General features: G+C 56.0%; 20 protein-coding genes. 3 read left to right on the forward strand and 17 right to left on the reverse strand.

Annotated features, from left to right (window positions below; translation table 11 throughout):
- Positions 1-15 precede the first annotated feature (15 nt).
- From R6U41_RS03890 to R6U41_RS03940, 11 genes are all read right to left on the reverse strand, one after another.
- A complete protein-coding gene (locus R6U41_RS03890) occupies positions 16-657 on the reverse strand; it encodes a succinate dehydrogenase cytochrome b subunit (protein ID WP_410268524.1) in 642 nt (213 codons plus the stop codon).
- A 108-nt stretch (positions 658-765) separates the two neighbouring features.
- The gene (gene sucD, locus R6U41_RS03895; RefSeq protein ID WP_410268525.1) at positions 766-1,635 is read right to left on the reverse strand and encodes a succinate--CoA ligase subunit alpha; all 870 of its coding nucleotides are present in this window, start codon (positions 1,633-1,635) and stop codon (positions 766-768) included.
- Positions 1,636-1,749: 114 nt separating this feature from the next.
- Positions 1,750-2,907 carry an ADP-forming succinate--CoA ligase subunit beta gene (sucC, locus tag R6U41_RS03900; RefSeq protein ID WP_410268526.1) on the reverse strand — a complete coding sequence of 386 codons (1,158 nt, stop codon included), beginning with the start codon at positions 2,905-2,907 and terminating at the stop codon, positions 1,750-1,752.
- A gap of 18 nt (positions 2,908-2,925) precedes the next feature.
- Positions 2,926-4,965, reverse strand: a complete 2,040-nt coding sequence (locus R6U41_RS03905) for a pyruvate carboxylase subunit B (protein WP_410268527.1) — start codon at positions 4,963-4,965, stop codon at positions 2,926-2,928.
- 78 nt (positions 4,966-5,043) lie between these two features.
- A complete protein-coding gene (locus tag R6U41_RS03910) occupies positions 5,044-5,253 on the reverse strand; it encodes a hypothetical protein (RefSeq protein WP_410268528.1) in 210 nt (69 codons plus the stop codon).
- 14 nt (positions 5,254-5,267) lie between these two features.
- On the reverse strand, positions 5,268-6,821 hold the full coding sequence (locus R6U41_RS03915; RefSeq protein ID WP_410268529.1) for an acyl-CoA carboxylase subunit beta: 1,554 nt from the start codon (positions 6,819-6,821) through the stop codon (positions 5,268-5,270).
- Entirely contained in the window at positions 6,818-7,816 is a 999-nt protein-coding gene (gene meaB, locus R6U41_RS03920; protein WP_410268530.1) for a methylmalonyl Co-A mutase-associated GTPase MeaB, read from the reverse strand. The genes R6U41_RS03915 and meaB overlap by 4 nt, the downstream gene beginning before the upstream one ends.
- A 1-nt stretch (position 7,817) precedes the next feature.
- Positions 7,818-9,938 carry a methylmalonyl-CoA mutase gene (gene scpA / locus R6U41_RS03925; protein WP_410268531.1) on the reverse strand — a complete coding sequence of 707 codons (2,121 nt, stop codon included), beginning with the start codon at positions 9,936-9,938 and terminating at the stop codon, positions 7,818-7,820.
- A gap of 53 nt (positions 9,939-9,991) precedes the next feature.
- Positions 9,992-10,393 carry a methylmalonyl-CoA epimerase gene (mce, locus tag R6U41_RS03930; RefSeq protein ID WP_410268532.1) on the reverse strand — a complete coding sequence of 134 codons (402 nt, stop codon included), beginning with the start codon at positions 10,391-10,393 and terminating at the stop codon, positions 9,992-9,994.
- 181 nt (positions 10,394-10,574) lie between these two features.
- Complete coding sequence (locus R6U41_RS03935) at positions 10,575-12,902, reverse strand: ATPase, T2SS/T4P/T4SS family (protein WP_410268533.1); 2,328 nt, start codon at positions 12,900-12,902, stop codon at positions 10,575-10,577.
- 48 nt (positions 12,903-12,950) lie between these two features.
- Entirely contained in the window at positions 12,951-13,169 is a 219-nt protein-coding gene (locus R6U41_RS03940) for a hypothetical protein (RefSeq protein WP_410268534.1), read from the reverse strand.
- 214 nt (positions 13,170-13,383) lie between these two features.
- On the opposite strand from R6U41_RS03940, the gene R6U41_RS03945 reads away from it, so the two are divergent.
- A complete protein-coding gene (locus tag R6U41_RS03945; protein ID WP_410268535.1) occupies positions 13,384-14,940 on the forward strand; it encodes a GNAT family N-acetyltransferase in 1,557 nt (518 codons plus the stop codon).
- On the opposite strand, the gene R6U41_RS03950 is transcribed toward R6U41_RS03945, so the two are convergent.
- The 6 genes from R6U41_RS03950 to R6U41_RS03975 form a co-directional block, all read right to left on the reverse strand.
- Positions 14,937-16,826, reverse strand: a complete 1,890-nt coding sequence (locus R6U41_RS03950; RefSeq protein ID WP_410268536.1) for an ABC-F family ATP-binding cassette domain-containing protein — start codon at positions 16,824-16,826, stop codon at positions 14,937-14,939. The two genes, R6U41_RS03945 and R6U41_RS03950, sit on opposite strands and share 4 nt — an antisense overlap.
- Before the next feature lie 20 nt (positions 16,827-16,846).
- Positions 16,847-18,244 (reverse strand): sigma-54-dependent transcriptional regulator, encoded by a 1,398-nt coding sequence (locus R6U41_RS03955; protein WP_410268537.1) that lies wholly within the window; start codon positions 18,242-18,244, stop codon positions 16,847-16,849.
- An 18-nt stretch (positions 18,245-18,262) separates the two neighbouring features.
- Entirely contained in the window at positions 18,263-19,561 is a 1,299-nt protein-coding gene (locus tag R6U41_RS03960; protein WP_410268538.1) for a dihydroorotase, read from the reverse strand.
- The gene (locus R6U41_RS03965) at positions 19,545-20,483 is read right to left on the reverse strand and encodes an aspartate carbamoyltransferase catalytic subunit (protein ID WP_410268539.1); all 939 of its coding nucleotides are present in this window, start codon (positions 20,481-20,483) and stop codon (positions 19,545-19,547) included. Before R6U41_RS03965 ends, R6U41_RS03960 begins: the two co-directional genes overlap by 17 nt.
- Positions 20,484-20,498: 15 nt before the next feature.
- On the reverse strand, positions 20,499-21,152 hold the full coding sequence (gene lepB, locus R6U41_RS03970) for a signal peptidase I (protein ID WP_410268540.1): 654 nt from the start codon (positions 21,150-21,152) through the stop codon (positions 20,499-20,501).
- A gap of 73 nt (positions 21,153-21,225) precedes the next feature.
- Entirely contained in the window at positions 21,226-22,626 is a 1,401-nt protein-coding gene (locus tag R6U41_RS03975) for a M23 family metallopeptidase (RefSeq protein WP_410268541.1), read from the reverse strand.
- Between the two features lie 224 nt (positions 22,627-22,850).
- Between R6U41_RS03975 and kdsA the strand changes: the two genes are divergently transcribed.
- Both kdsA and R6U41_RS03985 read left to right on the forward strand, forming a co-directional pair.
- Entirely contained in the window at positions 22,851-23,693 is an 843-nt protein-coding gene (gene kdsA / locus R6U41_RS03980) for a 3-deoxy-8-phosphooctulonate synthase (RefSeq protein WP_410268542.1), read from the forward strand.
- Positions 23,686-24,210 carry a KdsC family phosphatase gene (locus tag R6U41_RS03985; RefSeq protein ID WP_410268543.1) on the forward strand — a complete coding sequence of 175 codons (525 nt, stop codon included), beginning with the start codon at positions 23,686-23,688 and terminating at the stop codon, positions 24,208-24,210. The genes kdsA and R6U41_RS03985 overlap by 8 nt, the downstream gene beginning before the upstream one ends.
- Positions 24,211-24,253 lie beyond the last annotated feature (43 nt).

Raw genomic sequence — 24,253 nt, forward strand, 5'->3', positions numbered from 1 at the left:
GTACCACCCCTTTTCTTATATAACCGTACGGATATAGACAGGAACAAAGAAAAACCCCACTGCCGCGGCAACGGCAATCACAATGCCGATTGTCTGGATCAGGGGCATGTATTTTTCGTTATTCAACCCCAGGGTCTGAAACAGGCTCCAGAAACCGTGGCGGATGTGGATGCCCACAAGGATCACGGCTGCCATGTAGATCAGGGCAAACAACCCGTTATTGAAAGTATCCACCGCAGCGTCCCAGGGCGTCTGCACTGCATGGTCAATAAAATGAAACTGTGACAAATGCAGGATCACAAACAGCAGGATCAGAAACCCGGTATAGGGCATGGTGCGCGAACCAATGGTTCGGCCCCCGGCGGTTTTATTGACTGCATAGCGCGTGGTACGCGCCTGGCGGTTCTGAAAAAACAAAATCGTGCCGGTGCTCACATGAATAACCGCCAGGGCCAAGAGCACCAGTTCCACCACCACAATGATGGGATCCAGGGTGTGCAGGGTTTCCACGTATTTCAAAAACGCGTCCTTGCCGAAATAAAAACTCAGGTTCCCTGCCAGGTGCATGAGGATAAACCCCACAAAGCCGAAGCCGGTGACCGCCATGAGCAGCTTTTTGCCGATGGCGGTGGAAATGTTTTGTGCAAACCAGTTCATATCATCCGCTCCCGGATAGAAAATGATAAATGGATAAAAAATGATAAATGCAATGGTTAAGCCATACTGACCTTGCGCCTTGATTGTTTTTTTTCAACTCCCATCCGCTTAAAACACTTTGGCACAAAGCTCGCCGATGCGGCCGAGATTTTCACACACGTGCACACCAGCGGCTTTCAACGCCTCGACCTTGCCCTGGGCCGTGCCCGTGCCCCCGGAAATAATGGCGCCTGCATGGCCCATGCGCCGGCCCGGAGGGGCGGTCATCCCGGCAATGAAGCTGACCACCGGTTTGGACATCCGCTCCTTGATAAATTGCGCAGCCTGCTCCTCGGCGCTGCCGCCGATTTCGCCCACCATAACCACGCCTTTTGTCTCAGGGTCGGCCTCAAAAGCTTCCAGGCAGTCGATAAAATTGGTTCCGTTGACCGGATCACCGCCAATGCCAATGCATGTGGTCTGGCCGATGCCCTGCTGGGTTAACTGGTAGACCACCTCGTAGGTCAGGGTCCCGGAGCGCGACACCACGCCAATGGGACCGCCGGCCTTGTGAATCGGGGCGGGCATGATGCCCACCTTGGCCGCCCCCGGCGTGATGATGCCCGGGCAGTTGGGGCCGATCAGGCGGCACGGCTTTGATTTGAGATAGTGTTTCACCCGCATCATGTCAAGTACGGGAATGCCCTCGGTGATGGTGACAATCACGTCCACGCCCGCGTCCGCGGCCTCCATAACAGCATCTGCGGCAAACGGCGGGGGCACGAAAATCAAGCTGCAGTTGGCGCCGGCTTCAGCCACGGCAGCGGCCACGGAGTTAAACACCGGCACCTCGTCCATTTTTTGTCCGCCCTTGCCCGGAGTTACACCGGCCACCACATTGGTGCCGTATTCAACGCACTGCCGGGCATGAAACTGCCCTTCTTTTCCGGTAATCCCCTGCACCACCACCCGGGTATCTGCATCCACAAATATACTCATATGGGTTTCCTCAGCTGATTGCATTCACTATTGATCATCATGAAGAACACCAAACCGGTCATTTTTCCGGTTTTTTCTTCATGACCTTCATGTTCTTCATGTTTGATTCGAAATTTATACCAGCGCAGCCACTTTCTCCCCGGCATCAGCCAGATCCCGGGCCGTTTGTATCTCCAGGCCTGATTCGGCAAGGATTTGACGGCCCTCTTCCACGTTGGTGCCTTCCATACGCACCACCAGGGGCACGTCAATCTGGGTATTTTTGGCTGCCTTGACCACGCCCTCGGCCAGCACATCGCAGCGGAGAATCCCGCCGAATATATTGATCAAAATGGCTTTGACCTTCCTATCTGACAAAATGATCCGGAAACCGTTTTCAATCATTTCCGCGGTAGCCCCGCCGCCCACATCCAGGAAGTTGGCGGGCTCGGCCCCGGCCAGCTTGATGGTGTCCATCACCGCCATGGCCAGACCCGCGCCGTTGACCATGTTGCCCACGGTGCCGTCAAGGTTGATGTAGTTGAGGTTGTATTTGGAGGCTTCCACATCCAGGGGGTCTTCCTCGTCCAAATCGCGCATTTCCGCCACATCCTTCTGCCGGTAAAGCGCGTTGTCATCAAAATTGATTTTGGCATCCAGGGCGATTAACTCCTGGTCCCTGGTGATCACCAGGGGGTTGATTTCCACCAGGGAGGCGTCTTTTTCCATCAGCAGCTTATAAAGCCGGGTCAGCATCTGGGAAAACGGCTTTAGCAGCTCCTTTCCCAAGTTTAACCCGAATGCCGCCTGCCGGCAGTGGTAGGGATAGATGCCCGACAGGGGATTGACATAAACCTTTATGATTTTCTCGGGCGTTTCAGCGGCCACGGTTTCAATATCCATGCCCCCGGCCTCGCTGGCCATAATCAGCACCTCGGCCGATTCCCGGTCGGTCATCAGGCTCAGGTAAAGCTCCTTTTCAATCTCCAGCCCGCTTTCAATAAGCACCCTTTTGACGCGCTGACCTTCGGGCCCGGTCTGGGGGGTGACCAGATTCATGCCAATGATGTCTTTGGCATGGGCTTCCGCCCCGGCCAGATCCTTTGCGATCTTGACCCCGCCGCCCTTTCCCCGGCCGCCGGCATGGATCTGGGCCTTGACCGCCACGGGAAATGCGCCCAGGGACTGGGCGGCGACTTTGGCCGCATCAGGGCTGTCAGCCACCGCGCCCTTGGGAATGGGTATCTCGTATTGGGAAAACAGCTGTTTGGCCTGGTATTCGTGTATCTTCATAAGTCATTTGCTCCGTTTTTATGCAATCACGCAAAGCACGTCGTTTTTGGCCACTGAATCGCCTTCGGAAAAACCAATGGCCTTGACCGTGCCGGCCACGGGCGTTGTCAGGGAGTTTTCCATTTTCATGGCCTCCAGGATCACAACAGTGTCGCCTTCGGCCACGCTGTCGCCTTCTTTTTTCTCATAGCGAATAACGGTGCCCGGCATGGGCGCCTTGATGGGATGACCCTCAACGGAAGCAGCCGGTTTTTTAGCCGCTGCAGGCGCTTCGGCCTTTTGCCCGGCAGCTTCGGATTTCTGCGAAGAAGGCGCCGGACGGGCCGCAGGTGCTGCCTGACCGCCTGCTCTGCGAGGGCCGGTCGGGGCTGGAGCAGCCTGCTGGGGCGCTGCGGTCACAAAGGGCATGCCCGTGTCTTCGACCGCCACCTCAAATTCCTCGCCGTCCACAAAAACGTTGAATTTTCGGACATTGTCGCCTTCCGGAGCCTGGCCCTTTTTCTCGGCTTTTTCCAGCACGTCCTTGAGTTCACCGGTGCGCACCTTGCGGATCAGATCCTCTTCCTTTTTGGCCTCTTCCAGGGTCCTGGGCTTCAGGGAATCCGGCGGGGTCTCCAGTCCGTACTTGTATTTCAGAAATTTCTTTCCGGTGACCGGATACAGGGCATAGATAAGCACATCATCAATATCTGTGGTAATATCCTTGACCGCCTCTTTGGCAGCTTCCAGTTCCGGCTCCAGGATTTCCGCGGGCCGGCATTCAATGGGTTCCTCGCCCCTGGGATAGCCCTTGAGGGCCTTTTTCTGAACCTCGGGGTCGACCCCGGCCGGGGTCTTGCCGTACAGACCATAGCACAGGTCCTTGACCTGGGAGGTGATCATCTTGTAGCTTTCGTTTTCATCGTCAAACAGCACATTATTGACCGTCTGGATGCCCACGATCTGGCTTGTCGGCGTTACCAGGGGCACCTGGCCCAGGTCCTTTCTGACCTTGGGCAGCATCTTGTAGACCTCGTCAATGCGGTCCAAAGCATCCATTTCCCGCAGCTGGTTGACCAGGTTGGAAAGCATGCCCCCGGGGGTCTGGTGCAGCAGGACATTGATGTCGATCACCGAAACCTTGGAGTCATCCAGCAGGTTCTTGTACTTGGGCAGGATGTCTTTTTCCAGTTTCTCGTTGATGGCGGCCAGGGCACGGATATCAAAGCCCGTGTCCCGGTTGGTGCCCAGAAGCGACATGACCATCGGCTCGATGGCCGGATGCGATGTGCGGTAGGCATAGGGGGTCATGCAGGTGTCAATGATGTCCACGCCCGCTTCAATGGCTTTCATATGCGTCAAAGGCGCCATGCCCGAGGTGAAATGGCTGTGAAGATGAATGGGCGCCTTGACGTTTTCCTTCAACGCCTTGATGAGTTCAAATGCGTCATAAGGCGACAGCAGACCGGCCATGTCCTTGACACAGATGGTATCCGCCCCCATGTCTTCGAGTTCTCTGGCCTTTTTGAGATAATACTCGATATTGTAGACATCCCCGCCCATGCGCGGCTCTGTCATGGAATAGCAGACACATCCCTGGAAATGCTTGCCGCATTTCTTGATCACCTCAACCACGGTTTCAAAATTGCGGAAATCATTGAGTGCGTCAAAGGTGCGAAAAATGTCCATGCCGTTTTCCGCGGTCCGCTCCACAAAGGCCCGGGCCACATCATCGGGATAATTTCGGTATCCCACCAGGTTCTGGCCGCGAAGCAGCATGGAAAAGGGCGTTTTCTTGATATAGCGCTTCAGTGTGCGCAGCCGCTCCCAGGGATCTTCGTTTAAAAACCGGTGCATGGTATCAAACGTGGCCCCGCCCCAGACCTCAACGGCCCAGAAACCGATATCGTCAATCATTTCCGCCACAGGGATCATGTCCTCGGTACGGCCGCGGGTGGCAAACAGGGACTGGTGCCCGTCGCGCAGGGTCAGGTCCTCGATTTTAACCGGATTGGCCGCCTTGGGGCGATCCGCGCCGTATTTGACTTCAGTCTGCTTGAGTTCATGGTGTTCGGTCATACCCAGATCTCCTCACCTTATGGATTAATTTTTGCTATAAATAGTTTCATATTTTTGCATATATTGACACAAGCCCTGCTAAAACACCTTCATCTGGACCATGGTCCGCATCTGCATCTGTGCCTGGCGGCCGCTCAAAGCCCAGGGGCTCACATAACCGTCCGGCATCCGGGCCCGGCCCTGATCGGCGGCTTGCTGCCAGCCGGTTTCAGCTTCAGCCTGCGCGGCCTTTTCGCAGTCCAGATAATGCAGCACTGCGGCAAGTGCGGCCTGTTTTTTCTTTTCCATCTTCAACCCCCTCGTTATGCCGGAATATTGCCGTGCTTTTTCGGCGGCAGGCTCTGACGCTTGGTGCACAGGATGTCCAGGGCCTCGATGAGCCGCGGCCGGGTTTCGCTGGGCACAATCACGTCATCGATATACCCGCGGTTTGCGGCCACGTAAGGATTGGAAAACAAATCCCGGTATTCCTCCACCTTTTCCTTGCGCGTGGCCACTGGATCTTCAGAATTGTCGATGGTTTTGCGGTAGATAATATTGGCCGCCCCTTCAGCGCCCATGACCGCGATTTCCGCAGACGGCCAGGCAAAGGCCATATCTGCGCCCAGGTGCTTGGAGCTCATGGCAATATAGGCCCCGCCGTAGTCCTTGCGCAAAATCACAACCAGCTTGGGCACCGTGGCCTCGGAATAGCACCACAGCAGCTTGGCGCCGTGCCGGATGATGCCCCCGTGCTCCTGGTCGCTGCCGGGCATATAACCGGGCACATCCGCAAAGGTCAGCAAGGGAATGTTAAATGCGTCACAAAACCGGATAAACCGGGTGGCCTTGTCTGAGGCGTCAATGTCCAGGCACCCGGCCAAAAACTTGGGCTGATTGGCGATAATGCCGATGGTTCGGCCGTTTAGCCGGGCAAAGCCCACCACCATATTTTTGGCGTAGTGCTCATGGGGCTCGAAAAACTCGCCGTTGTCCACGATTGCGGCAATCACGTCCTTGACGTCGTAGGACTGGTTGGAATCGGCCGGAATAATTGTGTCCAGGCGTTCATCGCGCCTTTCGGGATCATCGCCGGTATCGGCCACAGGCGGGTCCTCCATATTGTTTGCCGGCAGATAGGACAGCATGTCCCGGATGCGCTCAATGGCGTGCTCGTCAGAGTCACAGGCAAAATGCGCCACCCCGCTTTTTTCATTGTGGGTGGTGGCACCACCCAGGTCCTCAAAGGAAATTTCCTCTCCGGTGACGCTTTTGATCACCTGGGGGCCGGTGATAAACATGTGGCTGGTCTTTTTAACCATAAATACCCAGTCGGTCATGGCCGGCGAGTAGACCGCACCGCCGGCGGTGGGTCCCATGATGGCCGAAATCTGGGGAATCACCCCGGAGGCAATGGAATTTCTGTAAAAAATCTCGCCGTAGCCGCGCAGCGCGTCCACACCTTCCTGGATACGCGCGCCGCCCGAATCATTGAATCCCACCACGGGAACCCCGGATTTCATGGCCAGATCCATGATCTTGCAGATCTTGCTGGCATGCATCTCGCCCAGGGTGCCGGCCCTTGCCGTAAAATCCTGGGCAAAGGCGAACACCGGCCGGCCGTTGACACGGCCATGGCCGGTGATCACCCCGTCGGAGGGAACGTCGACTTCACTCATGCCGAAATTCACGCACCGGTGTTTGACAAAAATATCAATTTCCCGGAACGTGTTGGCGTCAAAAAGATGTTCAAGCCGCTGCCGGGCGGTTAACTTGCCCTTTTCCTGCTGCTTGGCAACGGCCTTTTCGCCTCCCATTTCCCGCATGCGGGCTTTTTTTTCAAGAAGCTCCTTGATCTTGTCCGAAACTCCGCTCATATCTGTGTCCTTTCGTGTTCGTGCGTGACCAGGTCCAGCAGCTGTCTGGCTGCGGCCATTGCCGTTGTCTCCCCGTCTTCAAGGCGCCGGGTGAGTTCCGGCAGAAGGGTCCGGACTTCTCCGAGCCCGTAAAACCAGTCTTTGAGTCCCTGCTCCACAAGAAAATCAAACCATTGCCGGGCCTGTTCCCGGCGTCTTCGCTCAAGGGCCCCTGAAGCCTGCATCTGCTTGCGGTGGGCAAGCACAGTGTCCCAGATCTCGTCAATACCGGTCATTTCAAGGGCGCTGCAGGTAAGCACCGGCGGCTGCCAGCAATCGCTCCTGGGGGCCATCATGTGCAAAGCGTTTTCATAGTCCTTTCTGGCCTTTTCCGCCCGGAAAAAGTTTTCACCCTCAGCCTTGTTGACCGCAATGGCATCTGCCAGCTCAATGATTCCGCGCTTGATGCCCTGCAGCTCATCTCCGGCACCGGCTAAAAGCAGCACCAGGAAAAAATCCACCATGGAAGCCACGGAAAATTCCGACTGACCCACGCCCACGGTTTCCACCATAACCGCATCGTATCCGGCCGCCTCGAGCACCAGGATGGTTTCACGGGTTTTTCGGGCAACACCGCCCAGGGTCCCGCCCGAGGGCGAGGGCCGGATAAAGGCCTCAGAATTGGCGGCCAGTTTTTCCATGCGGGTTTTATCACCCATGATGCTGCCGCCGCTTTTGGCGCTGCTGGGATCAACCGCTAAAATGGCCACCCTGCGGCCTTTTTCAATGAGCCGGAGGCCGAGGGTTTCAATAAAGGTGCTTTTGCCGACTCCCGGAACCCCGGTAATGCCCAGGCGCACGGCCTGACCGGTATACGGCAGCAGGCCGTCGAGCACCTGGTAGGTCAATTCCTGGTGACCAGGCAGTGCGGATTCAATCAGGGTGATGGTCTTGGAAATCGCCTTGCGGTTTCCTGACCGCACCCCATCGATATAGTATGCGGCATCTTCAGGCATATTATTTCAGGGCGTTTAATACCTGGTTGGCCGAATCGGTCACCATGGTACCGGGGCCGAAAATCTTGGCCACGCCGGTTTTATAGAGAAAATCATAGTCAACCGGCGGAATGATACCGCCGACAACCACCAGCACGTCTTCTGCACCCTGTTTCTTAAGTTCCTCGACCATTTGCGGAACCAGGATCTTGTGGGCGCCGGCCAGGCTGGAGACCCCCACCACATGCACGTCGTTTTCCACGGCGATCTTGGCGGCTTCCTCCGGGGTCTGGAACATGGGGCTTAAATCCACGTCAAAGCCCAGATCCGCATAGGCGGTTGCCACCACTTTCACGCCCCGGTCATGGCCGTCCTGTCCCATCTTGGTCAGCAGAATCCGGGGACGGCGGCCGTGTTTTTCGGCAAATTCATCCACCCGCTTGCGGATGGCAGCAATGATTTCGTCATCCTGGTATTCCCCGGCATACACCCCGGAAATGCACTGAGTGGTGGCCACATATCGGCCAAAGACCTTTTCCATGGCCTCTGAGACCTCCCCGACCGTGGCCCGGGCGCGCACAGCAGGAATGCAGGCCTCAAGCAGATTGCCGCCGGATTCAGCGCAGTTGGTCAGGGCTTCCAGGGTGCGGCGAACCTCGTTTTCATCGCGCTTTTCCCGGATTTCGTTTATCCACCGAACCTGTTCGTCACGCACGGATTCGGAGATCTCGCGCACCTCGATTTCGGTTTCCTCCTCCACCGGGTACTTGTTGACACCGATGATCACGTCCTTTCCCTGATCAATGCGGGCCTGGCGGCGGGCGGCGGCCTCCTCGATGCGCATCTTGGGCATGCCCTCCACAATGGCCTTGGCCATGCCGCCCATTTCCTCGACTTCATCGATAATGGCCCGGGCCTGGCAAATCACATCGTTGGTGAGCGATTCAATGTAATAAGAACCACCCAGGGGATCGACCACGCTGGTGATCTGGGATTCCTCCTGGATAATTAACTGGGTGTTTCTGGCCACCCGGGCGGAAACGTCCGTGGGAAGGCTGACCGCTTCGTCAAACGCGTTGGTGTGAAGCGACTGGGTCCCGCCCAGAACCGCTGCCAGGGCTTCCAAGGTGGTGCGGATGATATTATTGTACGGATCCTGTTGGGTCAGGCTCCAGCCCGATGTCTGCACATGGGTGCGCAGCATGGTAGAGCGCGGATCTTTGGGATTGAACTGCTTCATCAAATCGGCCCACAAATAGCGGGCGGCCCGGAGCATGGCGATTTCCATGAAAAAATTCATGCCAACGCCAAAGAAAAACGACAGGCGCGGGGCAAACGAATCGATTTCCAGACCGGCATCCAGGGCGGCGCGCACGTATTCCAAACCGTCTGCCAGGGTAAAGGCGGTCTGGAGCACCGAGTCAGCCCCGGCTTCCATCATGTGATAGCCGCTGATGCTCACGGTGTTGAACTTGGGCATGTTGGCCGAACAATACCCGACAATATCCGAGACGATCCGCATGGACGGATCCGGCGGATAAATGTAGGTGTTGCGGGTCAGGTATTCCTTTAAAATATCATTCTGGATGGTGCCGGCCAGTTTTTCCTGTGAGACGCCCTGCTCTTCTGCGGCCACGATATACCCGGCCAGAACCGGCAATACTGCGCCGTTCATGGTCATGGACACAGTCATTTTGTCCAGGGGGATCTCATCGAACAAGATCTTCATGTCCTCCACCGTGTCCACGGGAACCCCGGCTTTTCCCACATCACCGGTCACCCGGGGGTGATCCGAGTCATATCCCCGGTGGGTGGCCAGGTCAAAGGCCACTGACAGCCCCTTCTGCCCGGCTGCCAGGTTGCGCTTGTAAAACGCGTTTGACTCCCGTGCAGTGGAAAAACCGGCATACTGGCGGATGGTCCATGGCCGTCCCGCGTACATGGTCGCCCGGGGGCCGCGGACAAACGGGGAAAAGCCCGGCAGGGTGTTGATAAAATCAAGGCCTTGGATGTCTTCGGCCGTGTACAAAGGATTTAAGGTAATGCCTTCCGGGGTTTTCTTTTCCAGGGATTCAACCGGCTTGTTTTTCAATTCCTTTTTGGCAAGCTCAATCCATCTAGGTTTTTCAGGATGTTCGGCCATGTCGTTCTCCGTTTTGTTTGGTTCGTGGATATTATCTTTCGATAATCTGATTTTTATCTCTCTGAGAGTTCCACCAGCACCCCGCCCGTGGCCTTGGGATGGATAAAGGCGATTTTGGCACCGCCGGCGCCCAGGCGCGGTTTTTCATCAATGAGTTTTACGCCTTTTTCCTTAAGCTCGGCCAGTGCGCCCTCAATATCATCGACCCGAAAGGCGATGTGATGGATGCCCTGGCCTTTTTTTTCAATGAACTTCGCAATGGGGCCGTCGTCTGCCGTGGATTCCAGCAGTTCCACCTCGCTTTTGTCCACAGGGAAAAATGCGGTTTTGACCTTTTGCTCGGTCACGGTTTCCTCGCCCTCAAAGGGCAGGCCCAGAATGTCGGACCAGAAGGTTTTGCTTTCCTGATTGCTGTTGACAGCCACGCCGATGTGATCAATGTGCAGTACTTTCATGATTCGTACCCCGCAATATGTGTTTGGTTCCGGTGGGAATTCAGACGGCTTTGCTGCATGCCGGTTTTCCTGCGTTCTGCAGTGTATGTAAGTGTTACTTACCTTAACAGCGTTATAATACCAGCCAATCGGGCCTGTCAAGTATAATCCGAAGCCAAAACAAATCCGGGAGTAAATTTTTTCAGGCCCTGCCCACCTGTGCCAGGTCGCAGTATCCGGCAAAAACCTTGGCGATTCCGTCCTGAAACAGTGTGGTCATGCCCTTGGCAACAGCATGCTCCCGGATCATGGGACCCAGGTGCCGGCCTGGGGGCCGGGTCTGAATCATGTCCCGGATCTCGTCGGTGACAAAAAGCAGTTCAAAAATCCCGGTCTGCCCTTTGTATCCGGTATGGCTGCATTCCGGACATCCGGCTGGGGCATAAAATGTCAGATCTTTGGAATACGCGATGTCTATATCCCGGGCAAAAGCGGCTTTGCCGTAAAGAGATACCAGTTCATCATATTCTTTGCGGTCCGGGTGCATGGCCTGCCTGCACCGCGTGCAAAGGGTCCGCACAAGACGCTGGGACAAAATGCAAACCAAGGCCTCTGCAAGATGAAAAGCATCTGCATCCATGGCAACAAGCCGGGCCAGCGTCTCGGGAGCCCCTTGGCAGGTAAACGCCGATAGGACCAGATTGCCGGACAGGCATGTGGAAACAGCCGCATTGGCGGTTTTTCGGTCCGGAATATCGTCAATTAAAATGCTGTCGGCATCTGCAAGAACAAATGACTCCAGGGCGGCGGCATAATCATAGCCGGCCGCCGGATCCACCCGGACCTGCCGGAGGCCGGACTGAATGATTTCCAGGGCTTTTTCCGCAGTCCAGATTTTTTTTTCTTCCGAGTTGATTTGCGCCAAAGCCGCATGCAGGGTGGTGGTTCGCCCGGATTTCGGAGGCCCGGAAACCAGGATCAGCCCGTGGGTATTTTCAAGCGCGTGTGCAAACGCCTGCCTGGTGTCTGTGCCAAGGCCCAGGCCATGTATGGGCATGGGTGCGGCCACAGGCTGGATCCGCAGCACCAAATCCTCCCAGCCGCCTGCAGTGGCAATGGTGGTCACCTGAAAAATTGCATCCCGGCCGTCTTCGACCTGGAACCGGATCCGGCCATACTGATGAGGGCGAATCCGGGCAATATCCAGGCCCGCCATGGCCTTGACCCGCTCCACTACGGCCTTGTACAGGCTGCCTGAAATCGTCTGAGCGGATGTGCAAACCCCGTCAATCCGAAAGCGCACCCGGGCTTCCATCTGGTCCGGCTCCGGCTCAAAATGAATAGCAGAAGCGCCGCAACCGCAGGCTTCTGCCAGGAGATTATGCAGAAATTCGGCCACTTCAGGGCTTTTTTCAGTCAATAAAGCACTGTTTTGATCCCGCTGATCCGCCGGCCCGCGCACGGTCAGAACACGGGTTCCCAGAGACCCGGCCGGCCGGGATTGCATGTCCGCCGACAGCCGGAGCATGTTTAAAACATCTTTTTTCATGGCCACGGCCGCACGGACCGTGTAACCGGAAAACTGCTCCCGGATCCGCGCAAGGCATTCCAGATCATCCGGGTCAGCCATGGCCACAAGCAGATCCCCGTTTTCAAAACCCGCCGGAACCCAGCCCTGTTTTTTCATCATGCCGGGATCCAGCCCTGCGATGAGATCGGCCGGCAGATCCATGTCATCGCTGTATTCCACGGCCGGCAGGTTGTAATACCGGCTCAAAGACTTTAAGACATCGGACTTGTCGATCTCCAGGTCTTCGACAAGGAAGCGCTCCACCGGTTTGTTGCGCTCCCTGGCGGCAATCACGGCATCATCGAGTTCTTCCCGGGTGATGATATAATTTTCCAGCAGCAGATCAAACCGGCCTTTGAGCCGGGCGGTCATCTGCTGCTGCTTGTACAGGGCAATGCCCAGGATGGTTGCCAGTTCGGAAAGCTTTTTTTCATCCCCGGCTGAAAAGGGTCCGCCCTTTTTGCGGTTAATAAGCTGAATGGCACCCAGCACAACGGATTGAAACACAATCGGGGCGGCCAGCACCTGGCGGGTTTCAAAACCGGTTTTCTCATCCCAGGACCGATCAAAGCCAAGCTCCGGGTCAATGCCGGCAAGTTGCCGGGCATCATAGACGTTTTTGATATTGACCATCTGCCGGGTCACCGCACAGTAGCCGGCAATGCTGTGCTTGTTGACAGGAACCCGGATTTCATTGATCTCGTCGCCGGACTTGAACCTGGAGACCAGTTCCCGTTGGATGCCGTCGATGTAGTAAATGGTGATACGCCGGGCCCCCATGATTTCAACAATGTCGCTGGCCGCATCAATGAGGATGCCGTCAATATCCGAGGCCGCAGACACCGCATTGCTGATTTCCTGGAGTTTGCTGCGGTAGGCCACTTCCGACTTTAAATAGCAGGCATCGGCTTTGCCATCATTTTTGCCGGGTTTCTTGTTAAATGACTTAACGTTGTTCATGGTTTTTTCCAATGTCTCTAAAAACCGATTTGGCAAAACCGCGAAACCCTAAGGGTCGCTCTCTTCCCGGGTTTGCCGGAAACGGTACAATTTCTGAATTCCCCCGCCGGCCAGAATAATGGCCATGAGATAAAAGGCAATGTGCAAAAAGATCCGGACGGAATCAAAATGTTGAATTTCGGCAACCTGCTCCATGATCAGGGGAATCCGGAAAAAAAAGGCAACGCCCATCAACAGCAGGGCTGCACCCCAAACAAGTTGAATCATTTCCTGGCCCGATATCTGGCGGCGATTTGACATATGCTTAATTTTTTCCTTAAATATTTTTTATTATGGACATGTGGTCGTATACCTATTATATAGCCGGATTTACCGGATGTGTCAACTTGCTTTAAATCAGGCAGGTTAAGGCGTCTGCCCGCCGTTGCAGGAAAAACCTCCGGCAGGGGCCGGAACTGAAACAAAAGCCAAAAGGAACAGCATGGATACCGCCAGTCAAACATCGGAACACAAACTCAAGCTTCGCAATTTAATCACCCGGGACTACCAGGATGTCAAGGAAATCATGGACCGGGTCTATCCCGACAAGATGGGGGCCTGGGACAGAAGCGAATTTCACACCCTGATCCATCGGTTTCCCGAAGGCCAAATCTGCATCGAGGACAAGGGAAAGGTTGTGGCCGCAGCCCTTGCCATCATTGTCAACGCGGATATCTACGAGGAAAAGCACTCTTACGACGAGGTTATCGGCGGCAGCCACATCAGCGGCCATGATCCGGCCGGAGACGCCCTTTACGGCATCGACATCTTTGTCCATCCCGACTACCGGGGCCTGCGCCTGGGCCGGCGCCTCTATGACGCCAGAAAGGAACTCTGCGAGGAATTAAACCTCAGGGGAATCATTTTTGGCGGCCGTATTCCGGGCTATGACGAATATCATGAGGAGCTCACCCCCCAGCAGTACATCCAGAAGGTCAAAAACAACGAGATTTATGATCCGGTGCTGTCCTTTCAGCTGGCCAATGACTTTCACATAAAGAAAATCCTGAAAAACTACATTCCCGAAGACAGCCAGTCGCGCTCCTACGGGGTGCTGCTGGAATGGAACAACATCTATTATGAAAAAAAGCGAAAGCTGTTTGGCGGCAGAAAAGCCTATCCCAGAATCGGCGTGGTCCAGTGGCAGATGCGCCCCTTTGCCTCGTTTGATGATTTTATCCAGCAGGCGGAATTTTTCGTGGATGCCGTAGCCGGTTATAATTCAGATTTGATTCTGTTTCCCGAGATGTTAAACGCTCCGCTTCTGCGCAATTTCAACCAGGAAAACCCGGCTGAATCCATGCGGTCACTGGCTGAATACACCGAACCGCTCAGGGAATCGTTTCTCCGGATGGCCCTTGCCTACAATATCAACATCATTGCCGGCAGCGTGCCGGAGTACTCCGGCGAACACCTTTACAATGTCTCCTATCTCTGCCGCCGCGACGGCACCTGGGATGCCCAGTACAAGCTCCACATCACCCCGGACGAGTCTTTGTACTGGGGGTTGCGTGGCGGCAGCGACCTGCGGGTGTTTAACACGGACATGGGCAAAATCGGGATTCTGATCTGCTATGACATTGAATTTCCCGAATTGTCCCGCCACCTGGTGGACAAGGGAATGAATATCCTGCTGGTACCCTACTGGACAGACACCAAAAACGCCTATCTGCGGGTGCGCAGATGCGCCCAGGCCCGTGCCATTGAAAACGAGTGCTATGTGGCCATATCCGGCAGTGTGGGCAACCTGCCCCGGGTGGAAAACATGGACATCCAGTATTCCCAGGCTGCGGTGTTCACCCCTTCGGACTTTGCCTTTCCCCATGATGCTATTGCCGCAGAAGCCACTCCCAACACAGAAATGACTTTGATGGTGGACCTGGACCTGGATTTGCTAAAGGAACTGCGGCAGCAGGGAAGCGTGCGCAATCTGCAGAGCAGAAGAGAGGATCTATATAAGATTCTCTGGAAGCCCGAGGAAGAGGATTTGATCTTTTAAAAGGGCCGCTGGTTGTCGAGTTGTTCCATTTGCGCGTCAAAATCCGCCCGTTTGGCATCCGCCTCGGCCGACAGGGATTCAAGGCGCTCAAAACCGGCATCAATGTTTTGCCGGCACTCGTGTAAGGCCCTGGACAGTTCGGCGATCTCCCGGCCCCCGCCGTTTACCGAAGCCTTCTGCATCCGGGCGTTTAAATCCTCGAGCTGCTGCTCCCATTGCACAATATCGTCTTCAACCGCCTGGATCTGATCTTCCACCGGCTTTAACGCCCGGCTTTTTTCCGCCACGATTTTTGAACGCAGGCGGCGGTAATCCTTCTTGCTGATCTGGCCGGCACAATCGGCTTTCTGCGCCGGGGCCTGCCGGCGGCCGGCGGCGGGCTCGTCCTCCTCCCACCCCACATTTTCCAGAAAACGCTGGTATGTGCCGTCAAATACCTCGATTCCGCCGCCCTGGAAAACCACCAGGCGCCGGGCCAGGGCATGGAGAAACATTTCATTGTGGGTGACCATCACCACGGCCCCGTCAAATGCGTCTATGGCAGACAGCAATGCGTCACACGACTCCATGTCAAAATGGTTGGTGGGCTCGTCGAGCAGCAGGAAATTGGCCGGCGCGGCCAGCAGCCGGCCGAGCATGACCCGGCATTTTTCCCCGCCGGAAAGCACCTGGATTTTTTTCAAGGCCTGATCCCCCTCAAAAAGCATGGCCCCGCAGATGCTGCGGGCGGCCTGGCGCCCCATGTCCGGGTTGGCCGCCAGGATTTCTTCCTCCACTGTGCGCTCATCGGATAAGGTGTGGATATTGGTTTGCTCAAACAGGCCCTTGACCGCGTTGGGATGGTTGTCAATCCGGCCGGCATGCGGGGGCAGCTCCCCTGCCAGCAGGCGCAGCAGGGTGGTTTTTCCGGCACCGTTTCTGCCCATGATGCAGATACGCTCGTCCGGGGCGATAGTCATGGAGAAATCGTCAATCAGACAGGCGGCCGGCTCACTGGCTTGTCCGCTGTTATAGGAAAATGCGAGATTTTCCGCCTGAAGCATGTATTTTCCCGTAAAGCCGGGGCTCTTAAATGAAAAATCCAGGTTTTTGGCCTGCTCCAGTTTTTCCTTCCGGGTCAGCTTGGAAAGGGTCTTGACCCGGGACTGCACCAGGTTGGCCAAGCGGGCCTTGGCCCGAAACCGGCTGATAAAGCGCTCGATATCCTTGCGCTTGCGCTCGTCATTCTGCCGGGTTTTTTCATACACCTCTTCTTCCTGGGCAATCTGGGTATAGTATTTTTCCGTGTTGCCGGCGATCTTTTTGATTTTTCTACGGTGGATCCCGGCGATATGAGTGGCCACGCCGTCCATGAAGCTTCTGTCATGGGTGATCAAAAAGACCTCGCCCGGCCAGTTGACCAGAAACTGGCGGATCCAGCGGATGGAAGTGATATCCAGATAGTTGGTGGGCTCATCAAGCAAAAGCATGTCCGGCCGGGAGACCAACACCTTGGCCAGGTTGAGCCGAACCTGATAGCCGCCGGAAAATTCCGCAGGCGCCCGCTGCATATCCGCCTGGCAGAACCCGAGCCCGGCAAGAATTTTTTCCACCTCCCAGTAGGCGTCTGCAGCATCCGGGGGCAGGCCGCGCATGCCTTCTTCAAGCACCGTGGGTGCGGAAAATGCAAGCTGCTGGGCCACATGACCGATCCGGTAATTCCTCGGCCGGGAAATGCTCCCGGCATCCGGTCTTTCCTCTCCGATTATGAGCCGAAACAGGGTGGTTTTGCCATGCCCGTTTCTGCCCACCAGCCCCAGGCGCTCGCCGGCATGGACCCGCAGGCTCACGTCGTCAAACAGCACATGACCGCCGTAGCTTTTGCTCAATCCCTCAATATTGATCATTTGAAAAATGTCTTTTAAGGCTATTCCGGTTTTTCGATTCCCAGCTTGCTGCACCGGTAGCGGAAAGAGCGGAAGGTGATGCCAAGCAGCTCAGCGGCCTTGTGCTTGTTGCCGTTTGTGCAGGAAAGCGCCTTTTCCAGATAGGCCCTCTCGATTTGCTCCAGGATGCTGTCGAGAAACACGCCCTTGGGCACCTCATCAAGGTCAAACCGCCGGTTTTCAATCCCCTCGATCCAGCGGCGCTTGTGAATGGAAAGGGAAAGGTTGTCGGGCAGCAAAATGTTGGTGCTCGAAAGTGCAACGCTTCGCTCAATCAAATTTTCAAGTTCCCGGATGTTTCCGGGAAAATCGTATTTCTGGAGCAAATCCACGGCATAGGAGGAAATCTTGGTCATTTCCTTGCCCGCATCCCGGGCGTATTTTTCCAGAAAATGCTGGGCAAGGGCCCGCAGGTCGCCTTTTCGCTCCCGCAGGGGCGGCACCTTGATTTCCACCACGTTGAGCCGGTAGTAAAGATCCTCCCGGAACCGGCCGGCAATGACTTCTTCTTCAACCTGCTTGTTGGTGGCTGAAATAATGCGGATGTCCACGCACACGTCATCATTGGAGCCAACCGGCTTGAAGGAACGCTCCTGGACCACCCGCAGCAGGCGCACCTGCATGGGAAGGCTTAATTCGCCGACTTCATCAAGAAAAATGGTGCCGGTGTCGGCTGCCTCAAACAGGCCCTTTTTATCCTGGGAAGCACCGGTAAATGCTCCCTTCTTATACCCGAAAAACTCGCTTTCCATCAGGGTTTCCGGGATGCTGCCGCAGTTGATCACCACAAAGGGCTTGTCACTGCGGCTGCTTTGGTTGTGGATGGCCCGGGCAATGAGTTCCTTGCCCGTGCCGCTTTCCCCGGTGATCATCACGTTGGTGCGCGTGGCCGCAATTTGCTCGATGACCTCGTAGATATGCATCATCCTGGGGCTGTTGCCCACCAGGAGCCCGAAATGCGAACTCTGCTGCAGTTCGTCGTCAAGCAGTTTTTTTTCATCCGAAAGGGTCTTGAGCTCCAGGGCCTTGGCAATGGTCTGCTTTAACTCGTCATTGTCAAAAGGCTTGGGCAGGTAATCATAGGCCCCCTCGTTCATGGCCTCCACCGCGTTTTCCGCGGTGGCATAAGCGGAAATCATGATAACCACTGTATCCGGATTATTTGCCTTGGCCCGGCGCAGCACGTCCAGGCCGCTGATATCGCCCAACCGGATGTCGCACAGGATCAGGTCATAGGCATTTTCATCGATCATGGCCCTGGCCCGGCGGCCGCTTTCAGCCGTATCCACTCCATAGTCCTCGGCACCGAGCATGATTTCCAGAAACTCGCGCATGCTCAGCTCATCGTCAACAATGAGCAATGTGGCTTTTTCGGTCATAACAACAATCAGCAGTGTTTACAGGTTTGCATGATTTTGCGAATCAAAGACCTTTTGGCCACCCACGATCGTATATCTGGCGCGGCCCTTGAACTGCCAACCATCAAACGGGGTATTGCGGGATTTGGAATAACCGTCTGCCGCATGGTAGGTGTACCGGGCGGAAAGATCAATGAGGGTCATGTCAGCCGGCAGGCCAGTTACCAGCCCGCAGGGCTTTTTGATAATCCGGGCAGGATTTTTGGACATGGCCGAAATCAGCTGCCCCAGGCTCAGATGACCGGCGTCCACCAGCCGCAGCCCCAGGCTCAGGGCAGTTTCCAGGCCGATGATCCCGTTTGCCGCCTGATCAAACTCCAGCTGTTTGTCCAGCACCCCGTGGGGCGCATGATCGGTTGCCACCGCATCAATGGTGCCGTCGGCCAGACCGGCGATCACCCCCTGCCGGTCAGCTTCCGTGCGCAGGGGGGGATTCATCTTGGCATGGGTGTCATAGGCGTTTACCGCCTCGTGGGTCAAAGTGAAATAATGGGGTGCGGTTTCGGCTGTCACGGGGATACCTGCGGCCTTTGCCGCACGAATAGCCGCAACCGACTGCCGGGTGCTCACATGGGCGATATGCACCGGAGTGCCGGTTAGCTCGCTTAAAGCAATGTCGCGCATGACCATGATGCTTTCAGCAGCGTTGGGAATGCCCGCCAGTCCCAGCCGGGTGCTCACCGCCCCTTCGTTCATGGCCCCCCCGGCCAGGGCCATCTCCTCACAGTGGGAAATCACGCAGATCCCGATGCCCCGGGCATATTCCAGGGCCCGGCGCATGAGCTGGGCGTCGGCAACAGGTTGACCGTCATCAGATACACCCACAGCCCCTGCGGCCTTCAGATCCCCGAATTCAGCCAACTGCCGGCCCTCGAGTCCCACGCTGACTGCGCCCACCGGATAGACCCTTGCATATCCCAGGCGCCCGGCCTCCTGGATAATAAAGCGTGTGACCGATTCCGAGTCATTGACCGGGGAGGTATTGGGCATGCAGCAAACAGCCGTAAACCCTCCTGCAGCGGCAGCCCTGGTGCCGGTTTCAATGGTTTCCTTGTATTCATGACCCGGCTGGCGCAGATGCACGTGCATGTCCACAAGCCCCGGCACCACCAGCAGGTCCCGGGCGTCGATAATTTTGGCGTCCGCCGGGAAATCCGCTTCATTGCCCTGCCCTGCCGGCTGCAGTTTGGCAATCCGGCCGTCTTCCACGAGAATATCGGCCGGGCCGTCAAATTCTTCCGGATCCAGAACCCGGCCCCCTTTAATCCACATTTGCATCCCGTACACCTCCTGCCAGCAGATAAAAAAGGGCCATACGCAGGGCCACACCATTGGTCACCTGATCCAGGATCACGGAATGCGGCCCGTCTGCCGCCTCCGGGGCGATTTCCACGCCCCGGTTGATAGGGCCGGGATGCAGAATCAGCGCATCCGGCTTGATCCGGCGCAGGCGGGCGGCATTCAGTCCGTAGCTGGCGGCATATTCCCGTTCCGTTGGAAACAAAAAGCGCCGCTGGCGCTCTTTTTGAATCCGAAGCAGAATAATCACATCCGCCTCTGAAACCGCGGCATCCATGTCCGGTACCACATATGCCCCCAGTTGCTCAATGCCTGCGGGCATCATGGTGGGCGGTCCGGCAACACTTACCCTGGCGCCCATTTTGGTAAACCCGGCGATATTGGACCGGGCCACCCGGCTGTGGGCGATATCTCCGATGATGGAAACGTTTAACCCATCTATGCGGCCCTTGCTTTCCTTTACGGTCATCATGTCCAGCAACGCCTGGGTGGGATGGGCGTGCATGCCGTCTCCGGCATTGATCACGGAAATATCGAGATTGCGCGCCAGCAGATGCGGGGCGCCGGCCGATGAATGACGCAGCACCAGGATGTCTGGCTTCATGGCCTGCAGATTTTTGGCCGTGTCAATCAGGGTTTCACCCTTTACAATGCTGCTGGAAGCCGCGGCAATGGCAATGCTGTCTGCCGAAAGCCGCTTGGCGGCGATATCAAAGGAAACCCGGGTCCGGGTACTGGGTTCCAGAAACAGCAAAACAATGGTCTGGCCGCGGAGGGTGGGCACTTTCTTGATGGGCCGCTCTGAAATCTCCTTTAAGCCAAAGGCGGTTTCAAAGATGAATTCAATTTCATCCACCGAAAGCGATTCAATGTCGAGCACGTCCTTTTTTGTCCACTGCATGGGCAGGCTTCCTGATTAGTGCAGCACTTTGCCGATCCGGCCCCACCGGACCCCGAAGTTGTCCTTATCCCAGGACCAGTAAATGATAAAGGCCTCTCCCTTGATGGCCGAATCTTTTACAAAGCCCCAGAAACGGCTGTCATAACTGTTGTCCCGATTGTCCCCCAACGCAAAATAAGCGCCTTCCGGCACGATGACCGGGCCAAAGTTGTCCCTGGCATTGACCGCGCCCGGCAATACCCGTTTTTCCGTGTGCTTGACAGTGTATTGGTCAACAAGCCGGCCATTGACATACACCTTTTTATCCCGGATTTCAACAACATCGCCGGCCACGGCCACCACCCGCTTGATAAAGTCCTTGTCCGGCTCCACCGGATATTCAAACACCACAATATCCCCGTGTTCCGGGCTGCTCACCGGTATCATCTTGGTATTGGTGACCGGCAGGCGGATGCCGTAGATAAACTTGTTGACCAGGATGTGATCGCCCACCTGCAAAGTGGGTTCCATGGACCCTGAAGGGATCTTGAATGCCTGGACCACAAACGCCCGGATAAAAAGCGCCAGCAAAACGGCGATGACAATGGCTTCAAGATTTTCCCGCAGCCGACTTTTGGTTTTGGCGCCGGCCTCATCCGGGATTTTCTGGGATTCTGATGTTTTTTTCAATTTTTAACGGTATCGTTGATGATTTTCCTGAAAAAAGCCGGATCAACCCTGCGGGAGCCGTCATTTTCGGGGCTCAGTTGTTTTCCGCAAGCCCCCGGGCATGCTCCAGCTTGCCGGTGATGTTGTTTTGTATCCATTGCGCGTCCCACCATTCCATGGGATCCACAAACACGTCATGAACAAACATGCCGTAATGCAGGTGATCCCCCCCGGCCAGACCGGTGGCCCCGGTGGCGCCGATAATATCGTTTTTTTCCACCATCTGGCCATCTGACACGCTGCTGCGGCTCAAATGGGCATACACGGAAAACAGGCCAAAGCCATGGTCGATGGTCACCACGTTGCCGTAGATGCCGGCCCTGCCCACGAACGCAACTTTGCCCGCGTTTGCCGCAGGCACCGGCGCCTGGCTCACAGAGGCCAGATCAATGCCCATGTGGATCTGCTCATCGATTTTTTCCCCGTTGTAGACATAGGTGCGGTGATCGGCAAAGCTGGCTTTTCTTGCGGCATTGGGCAACCTGGAAAAGCCCCCCTGCCAGTGCTTCTGCTCATCCGGAGACCGGCCCGGGGCAAGGATGGTGCGGTTGTTTTTTTTGCGCAGCTCGCGGTTGACAAACAAGAATTGTTCCAGGGCACCGGCATCAGCCGGAAAACCGTCCTCGTTTTGAAACTCCGGCAGAATCCGGGACAGGAAACGGTCGGAAACCGTCAGGGGTTCCGCGTCAAAGCTTTTGTTGCGGATATGGTAATAAAACCCGCCCCGACCGGAATTGCCCGCCGGATCAACAGCCCGCACTTGCAGCTTTGTGTCCGTATCCTGATCATGGGCCAATGCAAAAAAGCAAACCGCCAGGTCCGGGTCATCAAAATAGCCCTTGTGGCCGGGAAAGAAATGATCTCCCACCATAACCCCGTGCTCCGGACAATCCTCGGACATCCGGTAGACAGCCAGGCCCGAGCCGCCGGGCCGGATATTGTGCTGCCGGCTGATGACCTCCACCCGCGGCGGTTGAGTGTCAATAGTGATTTCTTTTTCCAGGTAAGCCTGGTTCCCGGAAAACCAGCCGCGCCAAGAATGATCCCAGGCAGCGATGCGCAACAGGGCCTTTCCGTCCTTGAGATCCAGTTTTCCGGCGTTTAAATCCACCTCAAAACGCCTCTGCCTGGGCGGCCCTTCCTGGATGCCGGCTAAGTCGGATTCCTCTTTGAGCACGGTTTCCCTGTCGTTTTGGATCACGGCAATCCAGAGCTTGCGGATCCCCGATTTTTCATCTGTGATGGTGCCGGAAACCGCGGCATCGGCGCCAACAAACGAATCGGACTCGGACATGTCGAGTTCAATCTCCGGCGCCCTGCCCTCAAATTTAACCATCAGCAGCCAAATCGCAGATACGGCCACCATTATTACCAAAACAGCCGCCAGACTGTATTTCACACTTTTGCCACGTTCCTTGCGTTTTTTGAAACCCATGTATGATTGATCCCTGAAATTTGATTGGATGCCGGTAAACGAAAGCTATTTTTAACAGCTCACCGGCCCGGAGGCAAGGCCTTATTTTCGAATCTTGACTTTTACCGATACGCGGGGTAACAGGAGGCATGGATTTTGCCGGCGCCCGGAGCCGGCCAATGATGCAAGCGGCTGGCGTGCAAAGGCCATGACCCGGCAAATCAACCAAAAGGATCGATTTTTCAATGACAGAAGTTCAGATCAAAAACTTTTCCGCAGGCAGCGGCCGCCCTTTCGTTCTGGTGGCCGGACCCTGCGTAATTGAAGATTACACGGGCGTCATGCAGATCGCCCGCACTTTAAAAGAGATCACCAACCGGCTTGACATACCGTTTATATTCAAGGCGTCCTATGACAAGGCCAACCGGACATCCATTGACTCATTCCGGGGCCCGGGCATCAAGCAGGGCCTGGAAATCCTCTCCGAAATTGGCCGGGAGCTGGATGTGGCCGTGATGTCTGATGTTCACAGCCCCTCTGAGGCCGAAATTGCTGCCGAAGTGCTCGACGTTTTGCAGATCCCGGCTTTTTTGTGCCGCCAGACCGACCTGATCGTGGCTGCCGCCCGGACAAACAGGCCCCTAAATATCAAAAAGGGACAGTTTCTGGCGCCCTGGGACATGGATCATGTTGCAAAAAAAGCCAGATCCGCCGGAAACTCGCGGATCCTTCTGACCGAAAGGGGCGCATCTTTTGGTTATAACAACCTGGTTGCCGATTTTCGAAGCATTCCCATCATGCAGGCACTGGGATGCCCTGTAATTTTTGACGCCACCCACAGCGTTCAACTGCCAGGCGGTGCCGGGGGCGCATCCGCCGGCCAACGCCAGTTTGCGCCCATACTGGCAAAGGCGGCCATTGCCGCCGGGGCAGACGGCCTGTTTGTGGAAGTCCATCCGGAACCGGACAAGGCATTGTCAGACGGCCCCAACTCCATTCGCCTGGATGAACTCGAGCCTCTGCTCAATCAGCTCAAAGCCATCAACAATGCATTGATCAAACCGGAGAGAACCCCCTCACATGATTGAAGAAAAACTCCAGCAAATCCGGGTGCTGCTGCTCGATGTCGACGGAGTGCTCACCAGCGGCCGGATTCTCTATTTTGCAGGTGGCGATGAAGCAAAAACCTTTGATGTTAAAGACGGTCTGGGCATCCGCATGGTCCGGGAGGGCGGCATCCGGGTGGGTCTTATCTCCGGGCGAAAATCCGCGGCTGTAGACCGCAGGGCCGCGGAACTCGGCATTGACTATTGCCATACAGGCGTCAAGGACAAGCAGGCGCTTTTGGCGTCAATTCTTTCGCAGGCCGGATGCAACCCGGCCCAGACCGCTTTTGTGGGAGACGATCTCGTGGACCTGGCCATCATGGAACGGGTGGGTCTGTCCGTGGCCGTTGCAGATGCCCATGAAATCGTCCGGCAGCACGCAGACATGGTCACGACCAGGCCCGGCGGTTACGGCGCCGTCCGGGAGGTTTGCGAACGCATTCTTTCGGCAAAGGGTTTGTGGGAACCCATCATTTCCCGCTGGCTCAACCGGACGTAAATCCCGAAGGAACCTTGAACCTTGAACCTTGAATCTTGAACCT

This window comes from Desulfosalsimonas sp. (assembly GCF_046483245.1).
Lineage (GTDB): Bacteria > Desulfobacterota > Desulfobacteria > Desulfobacterales > Desulfosalsimonadaceae > Desulfosalsimonas.

Bases quoted from the DNA above. Each gene is read 5' to 3' on its own strand.
- R6U41_RS03890 (WP_410268524.1), bottom strand. From the start codon at position 657: ATGAACTGGTTTGCACAAAACATTTCCACCGCCATCGGCAAAAAGCTG.
- sucD (WP_410268525.1), bottom strand. From the start codon at position 1,635: ATGAGTATATTTGTGGATGCAGATACCCGGGTGGTGGTGCAGGGGATT.
- sucC (WP_410268526.1), bottom strand. From the start codon at position 2,907: ATGAAGATACACGAATACCAGGCCAAACAGCTGTTTTCCCAATACGAG.
- R6U41_RS03905 (WP_410268527.1), bottom strand. From the start codon at position 4,965: ATGACCGAACACCATGAACTCAAGCAGACTGAAGTCAAATACGGCGCG.
- R6U41_RS03910 (WP_410268528.1), bottom strand. From the start codon at position 5,253: ATGGAAAAGAAAAAACAGGCCGCACTTGCCGCAGTGCTGCATTATCTG.
- R6U41_RS03915 (WP_410268529.1), bottom strand. From the start codon at position 6,821: ATGAGCGGAGTTTCGGACAAGATCAAGGAGCTTCTTGAAAAAAAAGCC.
- meaB (WP_410268530.1), bottom strand. From the start codon at position 7,816: ATGCCTGAAGATGCCGCATACTATATCGATGGGGTGCGGTCAGGAAAC.
- scpA (WP_410268531.1), bottom strand. From the start codon at position 9,938: ATGGCCGAACATCCTGAAAAACCTAGATGGATTGAGCTTGCCAAAAAG.
- mce (WP_410268532.1), bottom strand. From the start codon at position 10,393: ATGAAAGTACTGCACATTGATCACATCGGCGTGGCTGTCAACAGCAAT.
- R6U41_RS03935 (WP_410268533.1), bottom strand. From the start codon at position 12,902: ATGAACAACGTTAAGTCATTTAACAAGAAACCCGGCAAAAATGATGGC.
- R6U41_RS03940 (WP_410268534.1), bottom strand. From the start codon at position 13,169: ATGATTCAACTTGTTTGGGGTGCAGCCCTGCTGTTGATGGGCGTTGCC.
- R6U41_RS03945 (WP_410268535.1), top strand. From the start codon at position 13,384: ATGGATACCGCCAGTCAAACATCGGAACACAAACTCAAGCTTCGCAAT.
- R6U41_RS03950 (WP_410268536.1), bottom strand. From the start codon at position 16,826: ATGATCAATATTGAGGGATTGAGCAAAAGCTACGGCGGTCATGTGCTG.
- R6U41_RS03955 (WP_410268537.1), bottom strand. From the start codon at position 18,244: ATGACCGAAAAAGCCACATTGCTCATTGTTGACGATGAGCTGAGCATG.
- R6U41_RS03960 (WP_410268538.1), bottom strand. From the start codon at position 19,561: ATGCAAATGTGGATTAAAGGGGGCCGGGTTCTGGATCCGGAAGAATTT.
- R6U41_RS03965 (WP_410268539.1), bottom strand. From the start codon at position 20,483: ATGCAGTGGACAAAAAAGGACGTGCTCGACATTGAATCGCTTTCGGTG.
- R6U41_RS03975 (WP_410268541.1), bottom strand. From the start codon at position 22,626: ATGGGTTTCAAAAAACGCAAGGAACGTGGCAAAAGTGTGAAATACAGT.
- kdsA (WP_410268542.1), top strand. From the start codon at position 22,851: ATGACAGAAGTTCAGATCAAAAACTTTTCCGCAGGCAGCGGCCGCCCT.
- R6U41_RS03985 (WP_410268543.1), top strand. From the start codon at position 23,686: ATGATTGAAGAAAAACTCCAGCAAATCCGGGTGCTGCTGCTCGATGTC.